The organism is Arthrobacter sp. PAMC25564, assembly GCF_004798705.1.
Taxonomy (GTDB): Bacteria; Actinomycetota; Actinomycetes; order Actinomycetales; family Micrococcaceae; genus Arthrobacter.
On the sequence record NZ_CP039290.1, the window covers coordinates 1,998,123 to 2,018,052 of the forward strand.

At 68.5% G+C, this 19,930-nt stretch carries 17 protein-coding genes; 8 read left to right on the forward strand and 9 right to left on the reverse strand.

The features are described from left to right. Positions 1-97 precede the first annotated feature (97 nt). Complete coding sequence (locus E5206_RS09115; protein WP_136322208.1) at positions 98-571, forward strand: Lrp/AsnC family transcriptional regulator; 474 nt, start codon at positions 98-100, stop codon at positions 569-571. Positions 572-605: 34 nt separating this feature from the next. On the opposite strand, the gene E5206_RS09120 is transcribed toward E5206_RS09115, so the two are convergent. Further along, a complete protein-coding gene (locus E5206_RS09120; protein WP_136322209.1) occupies positions 606-1,232 on the reverse strand; it encodes a maleylpyruvate isomerase N-terminal domain-containing protein in 627 nt (208 codons plus the stop codon). A 212-nt stretch (positions 1,233-1,444) separates the two neighbouring features. Between E5206_RS09120 and E5206_RS09125 the strand changes: the two genes are divergently transcribed. The 5 genes from E5206_RS09125 to E5206_RS09145 are packed head-to-tail and all read left to right on the forward strand — an operon-like array spanning position 1,445 to position 7,383. Then, on the forward strand, positions 1,445-2,155 hold the full coding sequence (locus E5206_RS09125) for an NUDIX domain-containing protein (protein ID WP_136322210.1): 711 nt from the start codon (positions 1,445-1,447) through the stop codon (positions 2,153-2,155). Beyond that, complete coding sequence (gene nadA, locus E5206_RS09130) at positions 2,152-3,462, forward strand: quinolinate synthase NadA (RefSeq protein WP_136322211.1); 1,311 nt, start codon at positions 2,152-2,154, stop codon at positions 3,460-3,462. Before E5206_RS09125 ends, nadA begins: the two co-directional genes overlap by 4 nt. Continuing rightward, the gene (gene nadB, locus E5206_RS09135; RefSeq protein ID WP_136322212.1) at positions 3,459-5,252 is read left to right on the forward strand and encodes an L-aspartate oxidase; all 1,794 of its coding nucleotides are present in this window, start codon (positions 3,459-3,461) and stop codon (positions 5,250-5,252) included. Before nadA ends, nadB begins: the two co-directional genes overlap by 4 nt. A 2-nt stretch (positions 5,253-5,254) precedes the next feature. Next, on the forward strand, positions 5,255-6,202 hold the full coding sequence (gene nadC, locus E5206_RS09140) for a carboxylating nicotinate-nucleotide diphosphorylase (protein WP_136322213.1): 948 nt from the start codon (positions 5,255-5,257) through the stop codon (positions 6,200-6,202). A gap of 8 nt (positions 6,203-6,210) precedes the next feature. After that, positions 6,211-7,383 (forward strand): cysteine desulfurase family protein, encoded by a 1,173-nt coding sequence (locus E5206_RS09145; RefSeq protein WP_136322214.1) that lies wholly within the window; start codon positions 6,211-6,213, stop codon positions 7,381-7,383. Positions 7,384-7,448: 65 nt separating this feature from the next. Here E5206_RS09145 and E5206_RS09150 read toward each other — a convergent pair whose 3' ends face one another. Together E5206_RS09150 and E5206_RS09155 are read right to left on the reverse strand one after the other, a co-directional pair. Further along, positions 7,449-7,964: a GtrA family protein gene (locus tag E5206_RS09150; RefSeq protein WP_136322215.1), complete on the reverse strand. Its 516-nt coding sequence runs from the start codon at positions 7,962-7,964 to the stop codon at positions 7,449-7,451. Between the two features lie 110 nt (positions 7,965-8,074). Next, positions 8,075-8,749 carry a DUF1684 domain-containing protein gene (locus tag E5206_RS09155; RefSeq protein WP_136322216.1) on the reverse strand — a complete coding sequence of 225 codons (675 nt, stop codon included), beginning with the start codon at positions 8,747-8,749 and terminating at the stop codon, positions 8,075-8,077. Between the two features lie 114 nt (positions 8,750-8,863). Between E5206_RS09155 and E5206_RS09160 the strand changes: the two genes are divergently transcribed. Both E5206_RS09160 and E5206_RS09165 read left to right on the forward strand, forming a co-directional pair. Next, entirely contained in the window at positions 8,864-9,670 is an 807-nt protein-coding gene (locus E5206_RS09160; protein ID WP_136322217.1) for a hypothetical protein, read from the forward strand. A 76-nt stretch (positions 9,671-9,746) separates the two neighbouring features. After that, positions 9,747-10,553 (forward strand): transglutaminase family protein, encoded by an 807-nt coding sequence (locus E5206_RS09165; protein ID WP_136322218.1) that lies wholly within the window; start codon positions 9,747-9,749, stop codon positions 10,551-10,553. A 71-nt stretch (positions 10,554-10,624) separates the two neighbouring features. Here E5206_RS09165 and E5206_RS09170 read toward each other — a convergent pair whose 3' ends face one another. The 6 genes from E5206_RS09170 to E5206_RS09195 form a co-directional block, all read right to left on the reverse strand. Continuing rightward, the gene (locus E5206_RS09170) at positions 10,625-11,086 is read right to left on the reverse strand and encodes a MarR family transcriptional regulator (protein ID WP_136322219.1); all 462 of its coding nucleotides are present in this window, start codon (positions 11,084-11,086) and stop codon (positions 10,625-10,627) included. Next, positions 11,086-12,210, reverse strand: coding sequence for an LLM class flavin-dependent oxidoreductase (locus E5206_RS09175; protein ID WP_136322220.1), 1,125 nt, complete (start codon positions 12,208-12,210; stop codon positions 11,086-11,088). The genes E5206_RS09170 and E5206_RS09175 overlap by 1 nt, the downstream gene beginning before the upstream one ends. A 204-nt stretch (positions 12,211-12,414) precedes the next feature. Beyond that, positions 12,415-13,248 carry a hypothetical protein gene (locus E5206_RS09180; RefSeq protein ID WP_136322221.1) on the reverse strand — a complete coding sequence of 278 codons (834 nt, stop codon included), beginning with the start codon at positions 13,246-13,248 and terminating at the stop codon, positions 12,415-12,417. 162 nt (positions 13,249-13,410) lie between these two features. Beyond that, positions 13,411-16,602, reverse strand: coding sequence for an efflux RND transporter permease subunit (locus tag E5206_RS09185; protein ID WP_240690072.1), 3,192 nt, complete (start codon positions 16,600-16,602; stop codon positions 13,411-13,413). Between the two features lie 89 nt (positions 16,603-16,691). Continuing rightward, positions 16,692-18,194, reverse strand: a complete 1,503-nt coding sequence (locus E5206_RS09190; protein ID WP_136322222.1) for a malate:quinone oxidoreductase — start codon at positions 18,192-18,194, stop codon at positions 16,692-16,694. 80 nt (positions 18,195-18,274) lie between these two features. Next, a complete protein-coding gene (locus tag E5206_RS09195) occupies positions 18,275-19,891 on the reverse strand; it encodes an ABC transporter substrate-binding protein (RefSeq protein WP_136324051.1) in 1,617 nt (538 codons plus the stop codon). Positions 19,892-19,930 lie beyond the last annotated feature (39 nt).

The window sequence follows — 19,930 nt, forward strand, 5'->3', positions numbered from 1 at the left end:
GCACGGCCGCCGTGAGAGCATGGTGGCAGTTTGTCAGCCTAAAATGCAGTGCCGGCAGCGGTTTGTCCTGCTGCCATCGCCGGGGAAAGGAAATCCTATGGATGTGGATGCTCTGGACGCGAAGATTGTCCGATTCTTCACGGATTCACCGCGGGCCTCTGTCCTGGAGGCTTCCCGCGTGCTGAAGGTGGCCCGCGCCACCGTGCAGTCCCGCCTCGACCGGATGCAGGACAGTGGTGTCATAGGCTCCTGGGTCCCGCAGCCGGATCCGGCGCACTTCGGTTATCCGGTGGTGGCGTTCTGTTCCCTGACCATCAACCAGGACCTCGGTCACGACGCCGTCGTGGAGGCCCTGGCGCGGATCCCCGAACTGATCGAAATCCACACGGTCTCCGGGAGTTCGGACCTGATGGCACGCATCGCCGCGCGTTCCAACCCGGACCTCCAGCGGGTGCTCGACGCCATGATCGCCACCCGGACCGTGTTGCGGTCCTCCTCGGTGATCGTGCTGAACACCCATTTCCAGGGCCGCACCCTGCCGCTGCTGGAAGCCGCCGCCCAGGGCCGGTGACCCGGCCAATGACCCGGCCAATGACCCGGGTGACCTAGAGGACGCTGAGGTTTCCGGGAAGGCCGGACCGGCCGGTCAGCAGGAGCAGCAACTCCGCCGCCGTGGGCAGATGGGCGCCGACCGCCGCCGCGAGTTCCAGCGAGGCCGCGACCGCAGGGCGGAGGGCCGGCGGTGCGGGGAGATCCAGCGCGCGGGCCAGATCCAGGCTGTGTACGGCGAGTTCGAAGGTGCGGGTCGGCAGGTAGCCGGTCAGCGTCATCGCTCCCGCCGGGGTTCCGACGGCCGCATCGTCCGGCGTGTTCCCGAGCAGGGTCGTGACCCGCTGGACGAGATCCTGTACGGCTGCGGCCGGGTCATCGCCCAGGGCCTGGCCTGCGTCGCGGCCGCGCTGGGCGATCATCTCCGGGTCAGCGGCACGGCGGACGGCCAGGAAATAGGCCACCGGGCCGTCCACCAGCTCCCCGGCAGCCGGTGTGGAGAGGTAGCTTTCGACCGTGCCCAGGGCACGGCTTGCGTGGCCGGTGAGCCCGCGGACGTCCCATTCGCCCAGCGCGGGCTGCGCCCAGGCGCCCTCCGGCACCTGTCCGACCAGTTCGAGGAAGGCATTTGCCGCCCCCAAGTAGCAGGATCTGATTCTTTCGCCGTCCAAAGTGCCGTCCATAACGCCGATTAATACCGCTCCGGGCCCCGGCTTACAACCATGGACGCCAGGACGGAGCGCCCGGTGTGAGCTGCAACATTTTGCCGATGCGGGAACGGGTCGTAGAATTAGTTCTAGTCAAATTGACTATAACTAGTCCGGCGGTCGGTCCGGAACCCTCCGGGCGGTCCCGCAGGGACAGCCCAGAAGTCCGGAATGCGGGGTGAATCACCGTGTATGCCACAGCCGCCAATGTCTCGGAGCGCCAACTCGCCCCGCCGTCGCTGGCCATCTCCACCGTGATCTTCGCACTGCGCCCCAGCGAGCGTTCCGGACGCCCCACCCTCTGGATCCCGCTGGTGCGCCGGATCAGGGAACCGTTCAAGGGGCTGTGGGCACTCCCGGGTGGACCGCTGACCCACTCCGAATCCCTGCAGGACGCCGCGTCCAGGAACCTGCGCGAAACCACCGGGCTCGCCCCCAGCTACCTGGAACAGCTCTACGCCTTCGGCGGGCTGCACCGCTCGCCGACCCAGCGCGTGGTCTCGATCGTGTACTGGGCGCTGGTCCGGCCCACCGAGGCCGCGCTCGCCGACGAATCCGAAAACGTCCGGTGGCTCCGGGCGGACCGGCTCGGCGAGCTGGCCTTCGACCACAACGCGATCATCGAGTACGCCCTGTGGCGGCTGCGGAACAAACTGGCCTACGGGGCCATCGCCTACCACCTGCTCGGTGAGTACTTCACCCTGGCCCAGGTCCGGGAGGTCTACGAGGCGGTCCTGGACCGCCAGCTGGACCCGGCCAACTTCCGCCGCCAGATCAAAGCCACGCCGGAGATCGAAGAAACCGGCGAATACCTCCAGGGCGGCAAACACCGCCCGCCCCGCCTCTACCGCTTCACCGGCCGCCCCGGCCTTGACCCAGACAACAGGAGCACACCATGAGCAGCGTCAACACGGCAATCCAGCTGATCACGCGCGAACAGGCCACCACGCTGGCCGCCGGCCCTGCGGCCGCCTCGACCTGCAGCCCGGCGCTCGCCCGCGGGCCCTGGGACTACGACCTCGCCGAGGCGCTGGCCGGCCTGCCCGCCTACGGCCCCGGCGCCTCCGCCGCCGACGTCGCCCCGCCGTCGACCCCCCGCCAGATCCAGCTCCCGGAGGAATACAAGCTGGCCGGCGACGCCGAACTGGACGCCCGGATCAGGGCTGCCAAGGCGGCGCTGGGGGACCGGGCGGTCATCCTGGGCCACTTCTACCAGCGCGACGAGGTCGTCGAATACGCCGACTTCGTGGGCGACTCCTTCCAGCTCGCAAACGCGGCACTGACCCGGCCCGATGCCGAGGCCATCATCTTCTGCGGCGTGCACTTCATGGCCGAGACCGCGGACATCCTGTCCCGGCCGGAGCAGGCCGTGATCCTGCCCAACCTCGCCGCCGGCTGCTCGATGGCGGACATGGCGGACATCGACTCGGTGACCGAATGCTGGGAGCAGCTCGAAGAGCTGTTCGGCACGGAGCCCGACGCCCACGGCCGGGTTCCGGTGATCCCGGTCACCTACATGAACTCCTCGGCTGCGCTCAAGGGCTTCTGCGGGGAGCACGGCGGCATTGTCTGCACCTCCTCCAACGCCGCCACGGTGCTTGAGTGGGCGTTCGAGCGAGGGCAGCGCGTGTTGTTCTTCCCGGACCAGCACCTGGGCCGCAACACCGCCAAGGCCATGGGCGTGCCGCTGGAGCAGATGCCGATGTGGAACCCGCGCAAGGACCTTGGCGGCAACGACGAACAGACCCTCGAAGATTCCCGCGTGATCCTGTGGCACGGCTTCTGCTCGGTCCACAAGCGCTTCAACGTGGGCCAGATCGAGAAGGCCCGCGCCGAGTTCCCCGGCGTCCAGGTCATCGTGCACCCGGAATGCCCCATGGAGGTGGTGGATGCCGCGGATTCCGCCGGTTCCACCGACTTCATCCGCAAGGCCATCGCCGCGGCCACGGAACCCACCACGTTTGCGATCGGCACCGAAATCAACCTGGTGAACCGGCTGGCCGCCGAATACCCGCAGCACACCATCTTCTGCCTGGACCCGGTCATCTGCCCGTGCTCCACGATGTACCGCATCCATCCCGGTTACCTCGCGTGGGTCCTGGAGTCGCTGGTCCGCGGTGAAGTGGTCAACCGCATCACGGTTGAGGACGACGTCGCGGCCCCGGCCAGGGTCGCGCTCGAGCGGATGCTGGCGGCGCGGCCGTGACGAGGCCGCTGCGCCTGGTGGTTGTCGGCAGCGGGATCGCCGGTCTGTACGCTGCGCTGCTGGCCTCCGAGGCCGCGGCTGATGGCGGTCCGGCCGCCGAGGTGGTGCTCCTGAGCAAGGGCACGCTCGAGGCCAGCAACACTTTCTACGCCCAGGGCGGCATCTCGGCCGTGCTGGCGCCGGGGGAGGCATCCCCGGGCGACAGCGTGGCGGCCCACATCGCCGACACACTCGCCGCCGGCGCCGGGTTGAACGACCCCGAGGCCGTCCGGATCCTGTGCACGGAAGCCGTCCGGGACATCGCAGGGCTGCGCCGCTTTGGCGTGCACTTCGACACCGGGCCCGACGGCGGACCTGCGCTGGGCCTCGAGGCCGCGCACTCGGCCCCGCGCATCCTGCACGCCGGAGGAGATGCGACCGGTGCCCGCATTGCCCGGGGGCTGGTCGCCGCTGTCCTGGACCGCGCCGTCCTGGACCGGACAGCCCAGGGCCGGCTCCGGGTGGAGACCGGCGCCTTCGTGACCGGACTCCTGACAGAGCCGGCTGGCGCTCCGGCGGCGGCGGGCCGGGTCACCGGCGTCGCCTACCTGTCCAACGGGGCGCCGAAGGAACTGGACGCCGACGCCGTGCTCCTCGCCACCGGGGGCGCCGGCCGGCTTTTTGCCCGGACCAGCAACCCGTCCGTTGCGACCGCCGACGGCCTTGCCCTGGCCTGGCGGGCGGGCGCGGAGGTACGGGACCTGGAGTTCTTCCAGTTCCACCCCACCACACTGGCCGCGGAGGAAATCCCGGGCGGACCGCCCGCGCTGCTGATCTCCGAAGCGGTTCGCGGCGAGGGGGCACTGCTGCTCGATGCCACCGGCTACCGGTTCATGCCGGACTACCACCCGGACGCGGAACTGGCCCCGCGCGACGTCGTCTCCCGCAGCATCGCCCTGCACCTGGCCGCCACCGGCGCCCCGGCCGGCAGCCCGGTCTACCTCGATGCCCGGGGCATCGAAGCGGCCCATGGCGCGGGCTTCCTCGCCCGGCGCTTCCCCACGATCAGCGCCGCCACGCGTGCCGCCGGCTACGACTGGACCGCGGAACCGCTTCCCGTGTCTCCGGCCGCCCACTACTGGATGGGCGGGGTGTCTACCGACCTGTGGGGCCGCACCTCGGTGCCGGGACTGTACGCCGCCGGCGAGGTTGCCCGCACGGGCGTGCAGGGCGCCAACCGGCTGGCCAGCAATTCGCTGCTCGAAGGCCTCGTGTTCGGCCGCCGTGCCGTCGAGGCCTTCCTGTCCGAACCGGCGCCCTGGCCGGTCCGTGGAAGGCAGGCCACAGCCGACGCCACTTCCGGTGTCCTGCCCGGCGTCCCGGCCGGCACCGGAGACGGGCGCGTGAACACGGTACCGGCCCCGGGGCAGGCTGAGGTTCCGTTCAGCCGCGAGGCGCTGGGACGGCTTATGACGGGTGCCGCCGGAGTGATGCGCACCGGAGCCGAACTCGACGCCGCCGGCGAGCAGCTGGCCCGCTGGGCAGCCGGCACCGGAGCCGAGGATCCGGCAACCCTGGACCGGTCCGGCCACGAGGACCGGAACCTGCTGCTCGCCGCCCGGCTGCTCGTCGCAGCGGCGCGGAAGCGGACAGTCTCTGTCGGCGCCCACTACCGGGCAGACACCGCGCCAGCTGCCGCGCAGGCGGCCGCACAGCCCGTCGGGCCTGGCGGACGTGCCCGTCCAGCAGCCGCATCCAGTAAGTCCAAGGACCGGCACGCCGCCGGTACCCGCCCCATGCAAAGGATCTGACGATGACAGCAACCGCCGCCCCCGCCGCCGGCCGCACCACACCCGCCCCCGCCGCGCTCGCCGGAACCCTGCCGGATTCCGCCGTCCAGGCCGTCCTGCGCGCCGCACTCGCCGAGGACGCCCCGTACGGTGACATCACGTCCCAGACGCTCATTCCGGCGCAGGCACGCGCGACGGCGGTCCTGGCCGCCCGTGTGTCCGGCGTGCTGAGCGGCGGTGACGTGTTCGCCGCCGCGATGAAGCTGACGGACCCGGACGCCGCCGTCGAACTGCTTGTGGCGGACGGCGCCTCGTTTGAAGCCGGCACGGTGCTGGCCAGGGTCACCGGGAATGCCCGCGCCGTGCTGCTGGCGGAGCGGGTGGCCTTGAACCTGGTCCAGCGGATGAGCGCCATCGCCACCAGGACGGCGGAATTCGTCGCGCTTGTGGCCGGCACCGGGGCCCGGATCACCGACACCCGCAAGACGACGCCGGGGCTGCGCGTGCTGGAACGTTACGCCGTGCGGTGCGGCGGCGGCGCCAACCACCGCTTCAGCCTCTCCGACGCGGTGCTGGCCAAGGACAACCACCTGGCCGTGCTCACCGGGGGAGACCCGGCGCGGCTGACCGGGGTGCTCCGGGCGGCCAGGGCGCAGCTCGGGCACACGACGCACTTCGAGGTGGAAGTGGACCGGATGGAGCAGATCGAACCGGTGCTGGCCGCCGGCGTGGACACCATCATGCTGGACAACTTCACGCCGGCCGAGCTGGCCGCCGGGGTGGCCCTTGTGGGCGGCCGCGCCCGGGTCGAAGCCAGCGGCAACGTGAACCTGTCCACGGTGGCGGCCATCGCCGCCGCCGGCGTGGACGTGATCTCGATCGGCGCCCTCACCCACAGCGTCACGGCCCTGGACCTGGGACTGGACGTTGAACTCGACGCCGAACCCGGCGTCGAGCCGGCGGCCGGCTGAGGCGCGGCATGATCTTCCTGGACGCCGCGGCCACGACGCCGGTCCGCCGCGAGGTGCTCGAGGCCATGTGGCCGTACCTCAGCGGCGAATTCGGCAACCCCTCGAGCCATCATTCCCTGGGCGAGACGGCCGCCGCCGCGCTGGCCGGGGCCCGGGCGGCCGCGGCCGAGGCGCTGGGCTGCCGCCCGGGCGAGATCATCTTCACCTCCGGCGGCACGGAAGCGGACAACCTGGCCGTCAAGGGCATCGCCCTGGCCCGCCGGGCGGCGGATCCGCGGCTGGACCGGGTGGCGATCAGCGCCGTCGAACATCCCGCCGTGCAGGAATCCGCGCTCTACCTGGAACGGGTGCATGGCTTCGCCGTGGACGTGATTCCGGTGGACTCCTTCGGACAGGTCACGGTGGAGGCCCTTGCCGCAGTCCTGCGGCCCGGGACGGCCCTCGTCAGCGTGATGTACGCCAACAACGAGGTCGGCACCGTGCAGCCCGTCGCCCGTCTCGCGGCGCTGGCCCACGAACACGGCATCCCGTTCCATACCGATGCGGTCCAGGCCGCCGGGTGGCTGCCGCTCGACGTCGGGGCGTTGGGCGTGGACGCGTTGAGTATTTCCGGGCACAAGCTGGGGGCACCCAAGGGCAACGGGGCACTCTTCCTTCGCGGCCGGACCCGGCTGGAGCCCCTGGTCCACGGCGGCGGGCAGGAACGCGGACGCCGTTCGGGCACGGAAAATGTGGCCGGCGCCGTGGCCTTGGCGACGGCGCTCACGCTGGCCAGGACACCGGGTCTCGGCGCCGGCGAAGGTCCGGCCGTGCGGATCGCGGCGCTGCGGGACGACTTCATCCGGTCTGTCCTGGCCGGCGTCCCCGGGGCGGTCCTCACCGGCCACCCCGGCGAGCGGCTGCCCTCGGTGGCGTCGTTCTGCTTCCCGGGGACCAGCGGTGAATCCGTGCTGCTGGAGCTCGAGCGCCAGGGCGTGGTGTGCTCCAGCGGTTCCGCCTGTGCTGCCGGCTCGGACGAGCCGTCCCCGGTGCTGCTGGCGATGGGGATCGACGCCGAGGTGGCCCAGACGGCGGTGCGGTTCAGTTTTGATGCCACCATCACGGCAGCGGAACTGCAGGAGGCGGCGTCGGCGGTCCGCAACGCCGTCGGCAGCGTCCGGGCACTCGGCCCGACTGGCTAGCAGCTGTGGCCGTTTTGGGCGCCCGGAACGGCCACAACTGCTAGGCAGTTGGGCACGCGGGAAGCTCAGCGGTGACGCGCGCGGCGGAAGATCCAGTGCCGCAACAGGGTGAACCTCACCGCCGTGGCGACGAAGCCGGAGAGGGTGGTGGTCCACAGCTCATCGGCCACCGAGGCCTCAGGCCGGAGCCAGTGCAGGACCGCCAGGCTGCCGCCGGTGATCAGCAGGGCCACGAGGATCACGATCAGCCCGTTGACATGGTCGCGCTTCATCCGCCCGCGCCCGGTGATCCGGAAGGTCAGCCGCCGGTTCAGCGCCGTGTTCATCAGCGAGGTGATGATGAGGGCTGCCGCGTTCGCCGGCTGGGATCCGATCCACGGCCGGAACAGGGTATACAGCGCCAGCGACGTGACGGTGCAGACGATGCCGACCCCGGTGAACCGGACAAGCTGCCGGACCACGGGGTAACGGAAGATCCCGCTGCGGCGCACGGCCGCCGGTTTCCGGGTGCCGGAAGGACCGGCGCGGTCCGGAAGCAGCCGCTGCACGGACTCGGCAACGGGGGAAGCAGGGGAATCCATCCGTCAAGACTGTCACATGACGTTGTGTGTTTCCTGTCGGGAGGCTGTGGATACCGGATCGGTGCGGGGGCGGGGTCCGGGATGCAGCGGATGTCCCGGCCCGGAGCGGCTCAGTAGAGCTCGCCGACAGGGATCTCCACGGCCAGCCGGTTGGAGGGGCCCGCGAGGGGGCATGCCCAGGCCTCGTTGTACGCGCAGGACGGGTTGTAGGCGAAGTTGAAGTCCACGACGAACTCGGCCTTCGGGCCGGAACCGCGCACCCCGTGGAAGGCGCCCTTGATGGTGTCCAGCAGGTAGCGCCCGGCGCCGTAGCTGCCGCCGGGCTGCCCGGCGGTGGCATCACGGAACGGCACGAAGATGCCGCCGCCGTAGCCGTTCAGCTTCCAGACGGCCAGCTGCCCCATCTCCGGCAGGTCGAAGGTGCCGAGCCGGACGAAGCGGACCAGGCCGTCGGTCCCGGTTTCAACGTTCATCTCCCGGCCGGCGCCCTCGTTTGTCAGGGGGATGTGGAAGCGGTAGATCGGATCGTAGTCCGCCGTCTGCAGCCCGGCGAAACTGGACTTCGCGGCGGCTGTCAACGGCGATGCGGGGTGCGTGCCGAACATCCGGTCACGCTCCTGGCGCCAGTAGGAATGGGCCTCGGCCGGGTCTTCCGCGGCGATTGTCCGCACGGTGGCGTAGAGGGCAAAGGTCCGGAGCCGCCAGTCCGCGATGTCGACGGCGGACATGCCCGCCACACTGTCCTGGTCCCCAAAATGCGTTCCGTCAAACTGCTGTTGCGCCATTTCACCAGCGTAACCCCGTTTCCCGGTGCGGAATTGCGCTTGTGGAGGATGAAACACTGATCCGGGAGCCGTGCGCTTCACGGCGTCCGTCAGCACGGCGGCTAGGCTGGCGGTATGACTGGGACGGCACTATCCCGCGGAATCCGGATCGCCGCTGGGCTCGCGCTCGCCGCGGCCGCACTCTCCGGCTGCAGCAGCGACGGCAAGGGAACGCCGGCATGGACTGCCGGCAGCGGCCCGGCCGGAACCACGACGCCGGAGGCCGCTTCCGCGGGCGCCGCGCCGGGTTCGACCCCGGCCGCCACCGCCTCCGGGGGCGGCCCGGAGGCTCCGGGCTCGACGGCGTCGGCGTGGAAGGTGTTTACCGACCCCTCGAAGAACGTCAGTTTCGAGCTGCCGCAGGAATGGATTGTCCAGTCCGTGGCGCCGGATCCGGGAACGATGCCCGGGGCGCTCAGAATCGAGGTCAAAGATGCCAAGGGCGGGTACCTGGCGACCCTGCAGACCGGGCTCCAGCCGCAACCCGTCCCGGCCTGCCCGGATGAAGCCGCCAGACCTTACGTCGTGGTCAGCAGCGTTCCGGTGGAGCTGCCGCACGCCGGCGGCGAGGGCACCATCGATCCCCATGTCGTGTTCCGGGTGATCCAGGGCTACAAGTACTTCGGCTCCTACGGCATCACCAACATTGTCGGCGGCGCCGGCGGAAAGTCCTGCGCGCTGCAGAACCTGGTCCGCGGCCCGGCGGGCAAGGGCGACTATTCCTTCGGGGACCTGACGGCGCTGGTGCCGCTCGCCCCGGACCAGAAGGTTGCCCCGGCGAAGGCCTTCGACACGCTGGACCAGGCGGCCAAATACGTCAACGAGGGCTCCGAATTCGCCAACCTCCAACGGATGCTAATGTCTCTGAAGATCAAAAACTAGTCCCGCTCCGCGCTCACACCCCCTGACCGGCGACGGCGGCTGGTTCCCCTGCCCTCAACTCACACCCCGGAGATTCATGGAACGCACTGTGGCCGCCCGGCTGTCCTTCAAGACCGTGGCCTGGACCAAGGTGGCCATGGCCGTGGCCGTGGCCCGGAATGCCGGGTACAGCTCGTTCGAGGAGTCCTTGTCAGTCACGGCGGGTGGTGAAGACATCCCCCTGACGGAGCTGGGCGACCACCATGGCGGGCGCTTCCACTACATGGAATTTGAAGAGCCCACTGACGTGGTCGTGGATTACACCGCCACCGTGGGAGGCCTGGCGCTGCCGGAGGAACCCGGCCTGATGGAACTCATCCGCTACGTCCGGCCCAGCCGTTACGCCGAGTCCGACAGGCTCCTGCCGACGGCCTACGCGGAATTCGGCGGACTCCAGGGCGAGGAACTCCTTCACGCCGTGCGCAACTGGGTCTTCAGGGAACTCCGCTACGTCAGCGGATCCTCCAGAGGGACCGACGGCGCCGTGGAGACCCTGCTGCACCGGCGCGGGGTGTGCCGGGACTTCGCCCACCTCGCCATTTCACTGCTGCGGTCCAGGAACGTGCCGGCCCGGCTGGCCGCCGTGTATGCGCCGGGCCTGAGCCCGATGGACTTCCATGCCGTGGCCGAGGCCCACATCAGCGGGGCCTGGCACGTCATCGACCCCACCGGACTCGCGCCGCGCGAAAGCATGCTGCGGATCACTTCCGGGCGCGACTCCTCGGATACCGCGTTCCTGTCCACCGTGGGCGGCAGCCTGTCGCTGAGCGAACTCAGGGTCACCGCCGTCGTCAACGGCGGGCTGCCCGAAGAAGATCCGGCGAAGCTCGTCGCCATCCGGTAGCCCGCCAGCATGCCGCAGGCGGGACGCCCCTGAAAGGGGCGCCCCGCCTGGGACTGCATTGTCAGGGCTGGTCAGCGGGAGGCGACGGAGGTCCGCAGCTTCTCGGTCAGCCGCAAGAGCTCCTGCTGTTCGGCGGCCGTGAGGGCCGGGGAGACGAGCGCGACGATGTCCCGGACATGTTCCCGGCCGATCTGCTTCTGCAGCTCCGCGCCGGCCTCGGTGAGCCGGATGCGGATCCCGCGGCCGTCGTCCGGGGCGGGCAGACGTTGCACGAGTCCGCGTTTCTCGAGGCGTTCCACGAGCCGGCTGAGGCTCGACTGGCTCAACAGCACGTGGTCATTGAGCTCGTTCAGGCGGAGCCAGCCGGAGGGGCATCGGGAGAGGGTGAAGAGCACATCGTACTCGTTGAGCCCGAGGGCCTTGAAGGCGGGGCCGGCCTGCAGCTTGCGCATCACCGCCACCTGGGCGCGGAACAGGGACTCCCAGGTCTCCGCGGCCAGGCGGACAGGCGATTCAACCGTCCTGGCGGACATCAGGCGTCCTGGCGGGCGGTTTCACCCGGCTGGGACGCTGCGGCGCCGGCGGCCAGTGAAGCGGCCACGCGGCCGGCGTGGGTGGGCGGTTCCGGAACGTGGGCCGGCTTAAGCGCGGCGTATTCCTTGCGCAGCACCGGGAGCACTTCTTCGCCGAACAGGTCCAGCTGTTCCAGTACGGTTTTCAGCGGCAGTCCGGCGTGGTCGATCAGGAACAGTTGGCGCTGGTAGTCGCCGAAGTATTCACGGAACGCGAGGGTCTTCTCGATGACTTCCTGCGGGCTGCCGACTGTGAGCGGGGTCTGCGAGGTGAAGTCCTCCAGCGAAGGGCCGTGGCCGTAGACCGGCGCGTTATCGAAGTACGGGCGGAACTCCTTGACGGCGTCCTGGGAGTTCTTCCGCATGAAGAACTGACCGCCAAGGCCCACGATCGCCTGGTCGGCCTTGCCGTGGCCGTAGTGCTCGTAGCGTTCGCGGTAGAGGCTGATCAGCTGCTGGTAGTGCTCCTTGGGCCAGAAGATGTTGTTCGCGAAGAAGCCATCGCCGTAGTAGGCGGCCACTTCCGCGATCTGCGGGGTGCGGATGGACCCGTGCCACACGAAGGGAGCGACGCCGTCGAGCGGGCGGGGCGTGGAGGTGAAGTTCTGCAGCGGAGTGCGGAACTTGCCGGACCAGTTGACCGTGTCCTCGTCCCACAGCCGGCGCAGCAGGCTGTAGTTCTCGATGGCGAGCTCGATCCCGTCCTGGATGTTCTTGCCGAACCAGGGGTAGACCGGTGCCGTGTTGCCGCGTCCCAGGACCAGGTCGACGCGGCCGTCGGCCAGGTGCTGGAGCATGGCGAAGTCCTCGGCGATCTTCACCGGGTCATTGGTGGTGATCAGCGTGGTCGCCGTGGACAGGATGATGCGTTCTGTCTGGGCGGCGATGTAGGCCAGCGTGGTGGTGGGGGAGGAGGAGAAGAACGGCCGGTTGTGGTGCTCGCCGATGGCGTAGACATCCATGCCGATTTCTTCGACCTTCCTGGCAATGGCCACGGACGCCTTGATCCGCTCGTTTTCCGAGGGTGTGTGGCCGGTGGTGGGATCAGTGGTGATGTCACTGACGCTGAATACGCCGATCTGCATGATGTGCCTTCCGTTCTCCGATGTGCTTCGCTTCTGGTTCCAGTATAGGCCATTTACATGCATATGCATCTATTGATCGGTATAACGTCCGCCACAGTGAGTCCTTCCCCGGTCTTCCTCCCAACTGACCCGCAGTTGTTGTCGTTTTGAGCCCCCAAAACGACAACAACTGCGATCCAGTCGGGCCGGCGTCAGCGCGGGAATTCAGCCCCTCGGGGCCCAGCCGCGGTCCAGGAGTGCGGCGCGGACCTTCGCGACGGCGGAACGGGCTTCGTTGGCCATGTGCCGCTTGGACAGCCGGACCAGTGTCCAGCCGGCGCGGCTGAAATCCTCCTCGCGGGAAATGTCGCGGATGATCTGGCCGGCCTCGGAGTGGCCCTCGCCTTCGCATTCGACGGCCACGCGGTATTCGGGGTACGCAAGATCGGGTTGACGCACGACGCCGGCACGCAGTTCCGTGCGCGGGTTCAGCCAGGGCTCCGGCAGGCCTTCCCTGTCCAGCATCTCGGCGAGTTCGTCGATACTGGCGTATCCCTCGCGACGGCCCTCCAGTTCGGGACGCGGACGGCGGATCAGGTGGTCGGCCACGACGGTGAGCTCGTCGATGCTCATCCTGCGTGAGACGTCCAGCCACGTGCGGGCGCGGGTCGTGAGCAGGACGCCGTCCAGATTCGTGATCTCGTCGGGGAAGAACTGGCCGACGTGGCCCACGACGCCGGTCCGCCGCGGTATGGCCACCGTGTCCGGCCGTGAGATATGGAAGCCGGGGGAGTCCGCTCCCGGGAGGAAGCCGGGCAAGGACCAGAGCCGAAAGGCGGTGGCATGGGACGCTGCCGAGAACTCCGTGATGCGGCTGACCGGACGGACCAGCGCCGCGAACCCCGGCTCGGCCAGATCCCCTGGAATCCGGATGCCGCGGCTGGGCGCCGGAAGCCCGGGGCGACGCAGCCTGCGGTGGCTGGCGCCGGCGTCGAGCGCTTCCCGGAACGTAAAGGGAGCGTAAGCCAGCGGCTCCGGCAATGGTTGAGGGGTCTTCATCGCCCCATCGTGGCAAATCCAGGCGCGCCGCGTGGGGTTATCCACAGGCTGGCGCGCCCGCAGCCCGACTGACTGGCAGTAGTTGTCGTTTTGACCGCCCAAAACGACAACAAATGCGAGTCAGTTGGGAGGGCGGGGAGGGCGGGGGACCGGAATGACGCGTCAGTGCCGGAGCGCGGGCTCTTCCTCGGCGTCCTCGGCGTCGTCGGTATCGTCACTGCTTGGCGCGGGCGCGGGGGCGGCGTGGCGGGCGCTGCGGCGGAGGGCCTTCCGCAGGGCGTTCCGCTCGCGCCGTCCTTCCACCAGACGGTACAGCACCGGAACCAGGACCAGCGTCAGCGCGGTAGAGGAGATCAGGCCGCCGATCACCACGATGGCCAGCGGCTGCGAGATGAACCCGCCCCCGCCCGTCAGGCCCAGGGCCATGGGCGTCAGGGCGAACACCGTGGCCAGTGCGGTCATCAGGATCGGCCGGAGCCGCTGCCGGGCTCCGTGGATGATCGCATCGGCCACGCTCATCCCCGGCTCGCCGTCCCGCGGCTGGCGGTACTGGTTGATCAGGTCGATCAGCACGATCGCGTTGGTCACCACGATGCCCACCAGCATCAGCATGCCGATCAGCGAGGGCAGCCCCAGCGGCACCCCGGTCACCACAAGCAGGGCGATGGCGCCGGTCGCGGCGAAGGGGACGGACACGAGCAGGATCAGCGGCTGCACCAGGGACTTGAACGCGGCCACCATAATGACGTAGACGATCGCGATGGCCGCGAGGAGTGCCAGGCCCAGCTGGGCGAAGGAATCGGCCTGCTGGGTGGTGGCGCCGCCGATCGTGGCTGTGACACCGGGAGGGAGCTGGACAGTCTGGAGCCGGTTCTGCACTTCGGTGCTGACCGCTCCGAGGTTGGAGCCCGACGGCGTGATGGAAACCCGTGCGGTCCGCTGGCCGTTGCTGGCGGTGATCGAGACCGGAACATCCACCTGCTCCACGGAAGCGATACTGCCCAGCGGAACGGCACCGGCCGCCGTCGGCAGCGGGATGTCCCGGACGGCGCCGATACTGGTGAAGCGGGTGCCCTCACCGATCCGGACCGGGAAGTCGTTGGTGCCTATGCGCACCGTCCCGGCCGGAATCGGGCTGACGGTCGCGGCCAGGACGCCGGCGACCTGCTCCTCGTTCAGGCCGGCGGCGACAGCCTTGGCCCGGTCCACCTTGACCTGGACGACGGCCTGGCTCGCGGCCAGGTTGGTGGCGACCTCGCTGCTGCCGGGGACGCCGTCCATGGCCTTGACCATGGCGTCGCTGGCGGTCCTGAGGTCGGCCGTCGTCGCCGCCTTGAGCGTGATGTCCACGGTGGAGGATGTGCCGAAACCGCCCTGCTGGGAGCCGACGGTGATCTTGCCGGCGTCGCTGAGCCCGGCCAGGGCGCTGCGGACCGTGTCCTGGAGTTTGGCCTGCTTGGCCTTCGCATCGGTGACGACGGTGAAGCTGGAATTCGAGGCGCCGGTGGAGAGGAGCGCGGAGAAGCCCGACTGGGCGTTGCCGGTGGTGGCCTGGACGTCCTTGACGCCGTCGATCTTCCGCAGCACGTCTTCGACTTTGACCGCCGCCGCGTTGGCGTCGGCGAGGCTCGTGCCCGCGGGCAGTTCCTGCTTGACGGTCATGCTGTTTTCCCCGGAGCTGCCAAGCAGGTCGGTGGCGAGCAGCGGGGACATCGCGGCCGTTCCGCCGAGCACCAGGACGGCGGCGACCAGGGTGATGACCGGATGCCGCTGGGACTTGGTCAGCACGGGCAGGTAGCCGCGGTGCAGGAGGCTGCGCTGCTCGGCCTCGTGGGCTTTGGCCGCGATCTCCCGTGCGGACGCTTCCGTGACACCGGAATCTGCGGGGTTCCGCAGGAACCAGTAAGCCAGGACAGGCACGATCGTCAGTGAGACCAGCAGCGAGGAGACCAGGGCGATGGTGACCGTGAGTGCGAAGGGCCGGAACAGCTCTCCGGCGAGGCCGCCCACGAAGGCGATCGGCAGGAAGACGGCCACGGTGGTCAGGGTGGAGGCGGTGATGGCACCGGCCACTTCCCGGATGGAGGTCAGGATCGCGGTGATCTTGGCTTCGCCGTAGCTGAGGTGGCGCTTGATGTTTTCGATGACGACGATCGAATCATCCACGACGCGGCCGATCGCGATAGTGAGCGCGCCCAGGGTCAGGATGTTCAGCGAATAGCCGGTCGCCGAGAGGCCGATGAAGGTGATCAGCAGGGACAGCGGAATGGACACGGCCGTGACCAGGGTGGAGCGCACGGACATCAGGAAGACCAGGATCACGGCGACGGCGAAGCCGAGGCCCAGGAGGCCCTCGGTGGTCAGATCCCTGATGGACTTCTCGATGAACGGTGCCTGGTCGAACACCGGCGTGAACTTGGCGTTCGCGCCGAGCTCGGCCTCCAGTTGCGGGATGGAGTCCTTGACCGCATGCGAGATCGCCACCGTGTCGCCCTCGGGCTTCTTGGTGACGGACAGGGCCAGGGTTTCCTTGCCGTTGGTCCTGGTGATCGAGGTGCGGGCGTCCTCGGCGATGCTGACGTCGGCCACGCTTCCGATCGTCGCGCCATCCCTCGCGCCGCCCAGCGGGAGGGCCTTGACCGCGTCCAGGGAATCCACCGGGCTGCCGATCTGCAGCGAGAGCGTCTTGCCCTGTTCCTGGATGGTGCCGGCCGGGATGAGCGTGCCGTTGTTCTTCAGTGCGTTGCTGATGGACTGGATGCTCGCACCGGACGCTGCCATCGCCGCGGGACGGGGCAGGATCTGGATGTGCTGGGTGGCGCCGCCGGTCACGTCGGCGCCCCGCACGCCGTCGATCTTTTGCAGGCGCGGCACACTGAGCCGGGCGAGGTCGGCGTTGAGTTCACTGAGTGGTTTGTCCGAGGAGACGGCCAGGTAAACGATCGGGAAGTCGCTGATGCTGCCGGCGATCGCCTGCGGCTGGACGTCCTTGGGCAGCGCCTGCTTGGCGTTGGAGATGGCGCGGTCGATCTGGTTCCGGGCCCGGTCCAGGTTGGTGCCGTAGGTGAAGGCCATGGTGATCTGCGAGACGCCGTTGCGCGAGGTGGACGACGTCGACTCGAGCCCCTCGACGCCGTTGAGCGCCGTTTCCAGCGGTGCGCTGATCTGTTTGTCCACGACCTCCGGCGAGGCGCCGGTCATCGAGGTGATGACGGTGATCTGCGGGAACTCGATGGACGGGATGAGCTCCTGCTTCAGCGAAGACATCGTGATCACGCCGAAGACGGACGCGAAAACGGTGATCAGCGCGATCAGTGCCCGGTTTGCCAGCGACAGCTTTGCGAGCCGGAACATCTCATGGTCTCCTGGTGGGTTGAGGGGACGTGCTTCACGGGTGGTTCAAAGGGGTGACTTGTCACAGCTGCCGCAACCCACGCCGGGGGTCAGATCTGTGCGCCGACCTGTTCGAGCTGCAGGGTTTTCGCCGTCTGGGCTTCCAGTTGCGCGGCGAGTTCAGGGTTCTCGTTGAGCTTGATGCCGTAGCCGGGCATCATCTCCTTGAGCTTGGACTGCCAGCCCTTGAAGTTCCTGGGGAAGGACTTCTGGAGCAGCTCGATCATGATCGGCACAGCGGTGGAAGCGCCCGGGGAGGCACCGAGCAGGGCGCCGATGGAGCCGTCGCGTCCGGCGATGACCTCGGTGCCGAACTGCAGCACGCCGCCCTTCTTCGGGTCCTTCTTGATGATCTGGACCCGCTGGCCGGCGGTGATGAGTTCCCAGTCGCCGTCCTTGGCTTCGGGGTAGTACTCGCGAAGGGCCTCGACCTTGGCGCCGTGGCGCTTGGCGACTTCCTTGATCAGGTAGGCGGTGAGGTCCATGTTGTCCCGGCCTACGGCCAGCATCGGGAGGATGTTGGAGGGCCGGATGGACAGCGGCAGGTCCAGGTAGGAGCCGTGCTTGAGGAAGTTGGTGGAGAAGCCGGCGTAGGGGCCGAAGAGCAGGGAACGCTTGCCGTTGACGAAGCGCGTGTCAAGATGCGGCACGGACATGGGCGGGGCCCCGACGGATGCCTGCCCGTAGACCTTGGCGCTATGCTGGCCGGCGAGCGTTTCGTCGGTGCAGCGGAAAAACTGGCCGGAGACGGGGAAGCCGCCGTAGCCCTTGCTTTCCGGGATGCCGGAGGCCTGCAGCAGGTGCAGGGCGCCGCCGCCGGCGCCGACGAAGACGAACTTCGCGTGGATCGAGCCGTGTTCGCCGGACTTCGGGTGCTTGATCGAGAGGTCCCAGCCGCCGTCGGAGGCCTTGCTGATGCCGGTGACGTCATGGCCGTAGTTGATTTCCGCGCCGTTGTTGCCGAGGTAGGTGGTCAACTCCCGGGTCAGGGCACCGAAGTCCACGTCGGTTCCTTCTGCGGCGCGCGTTGCCGCGATGTGCTGCTTCGGGTCGCGGCCCTTGACGATCAGCGGGGCCCACTTGGCGATCTGGGCGTGGTCCTCGGAGTATTCCATCGAGCGGAACAGCGGATTCGGCTTGAGCGCCTCGTAGCGGGTGCGCAGGAACTTGGTGTTGGCGTCGCCGATCACGAAGCTCATGTGCGGAACGGTGTTGATGAAGCCCTTGGGTGAGCCGATCAGCGAGTTCGTGATGAGGTGGGACCAGAACTGCCGGGACAGCTGGAACTGTTCGTTGATGTTCAATGCCTTGGCGGGGTCCACCGAGCCGTCTTTGGCTGCGGGGGAGTAATTAAGCTCACACAGTGCGGCGTGTCCGGTGCCCGCGTTGTTCCAGGGCCCGGAGCTCTCCAGGCCCGGTTCATCCAGGCGCTCAAACAAGGAAATGGTCCAGTTCGGTTCAAGCTGCTTGATGAATGCGCCCAAGGTGGCGCTCATGATGCCGCCGCCAATCAGGACGACGTCGGCATGTTGGGTCTTGGAAATGAAAGTCACGATCAGTCTCCGTTTAGCAGCGGCTCTGGCTGTCACAGAATATCCCTGCCCAGCCTACTAACTGAAATTGGGCCCTTCCGTCAAGGTTTCAGCTCGACCTTTGTGAAAACTTCATTTAGGACCGGCGACGCCGGGTACTTCAGCACGCGGTCGGAGAGCGCCAGCGCCGAGATCGGGAACGCAATCGGGACGGCCGGCACGGAGGCCGCGATCTGCGTATTGATGGTCTGGTACTGCTCGGTCCGCTCCTTGCCGTCCGGCAGGCCGCGGGCCCGGGCGATCTTGGAGAAGACCTGGGGATCCTGGTAGCCGAACTCGCCGGTCTTCTCACCGAAGAGCGGCCCCACGAAGTTGTCCGGATCGGAGTAGGAACCGTTCCAGCCGAGCAGGTGGAGGGCATGGTCGCCGGGGGAGGTGACCTTCTGCAGGTAGCCGTCGGACCAGTCGACGGGCACCGGCTTGATGTTCAGGCCGACGGCGGTCAGCTGCCTGCTGATCTCCGCGTAGACCTTTTCCGGGGTCGGCAGGTAGGGCCGGGTGACGTTGAGCGGGTAGTAGAACTTCAGTTCCTCGCCCTTGTAGCCGGCTTCGGCCAGCAACTGCTTGGCCTTGTCCGGGTTGTATCCCAGGGACGGTGCGGTGTTGTTGAAGCCGCTCAGCTTGGGCGGGACGAACTGGGAGGCCTGGGCCGTGTTGTCGATGAAGAACCGGCGGATCAGGGTGTCCTTGTCCAGGGCCATTTCGATCGCCTGGCGGACCTTGAGGTTCTGCAGGATGGGGATGTCCTGGTTCATGCCCAGGTACATGACGGAGAAGGGGTCCCGCTGGATGATCTGCTTGCCCCGTTTGACCAGCTGGTCGAAATTTCCCACCGTCACGGCGTCGTAGGCGTCGATCTTGCCGTCGAGCAAGGCCTGCAGCCGTGCCTGCGGCTGGTCGTAGGCGACGAAGTTGATGGTCCCGATCTGGCCCTTGTCACCCCAGTAGTCCTTGTTGCTGGCCAGTGTGACGCTGCCCTGGTCCCAGGAGCCGAAGACATACGGGCCGGTACCCACCGGATGCAGGGCATAGGCGGACATCGGCTGCCCGTCGCGGCTCTGGTCCAGGACATCGGCGTTCCCGGCCTTCAGGGCCTGCGGCGAGGAGATGGCGAAGGCCGGGAGGGTCAGGGCCTGGAGGAACCCGGTGAAGGGCTGGGTCAGGTCAATCCTGACATTGTCGGGCGCCAGGGCCGTGCAGCCCTTGAAGATGGAGAGGGAGGCCTGGTCCGAATGCGCCTTGAAGACGCTCTTGAAGCTGGTCCCGGTGGCCTGCTTGCGGAGCGCATCCGGGAAGTTGAACCAGCGGTTGAAGTTGTAGCAGACCGCCGCGGCGTCGAAGGGCGATCCGTCCTGGAAGGTCACCTTGTCCCGGAGCCTGAAGGTGTAGGCCCGGCCTTCCTCGCTCTGGTTCCACTCCGTGGCGAGCAGCGGAGTGGGCTGCCCGGTGGTCTGGTCGACGCCCACGAGGCCCTCCAGCACCTGGCGGGTGATCCGGTAGGACTCGGTGTCGGACACCAGTGCCGGGTCCAGGCCCAGGGGCTGGGAGGCGGTGCCGAAGGTGAAGACGGCAGTGGGGGCGGCGGACGGACTGGCGGACGCAGCCGACGACGCCGGGCCGTCCCCCGCGGTTCCGGTGCAGGAAGCAAGTGGCAGCATCAGTAGGAGGGCGCCGATACCGGCTGCGATGCGGCGCGA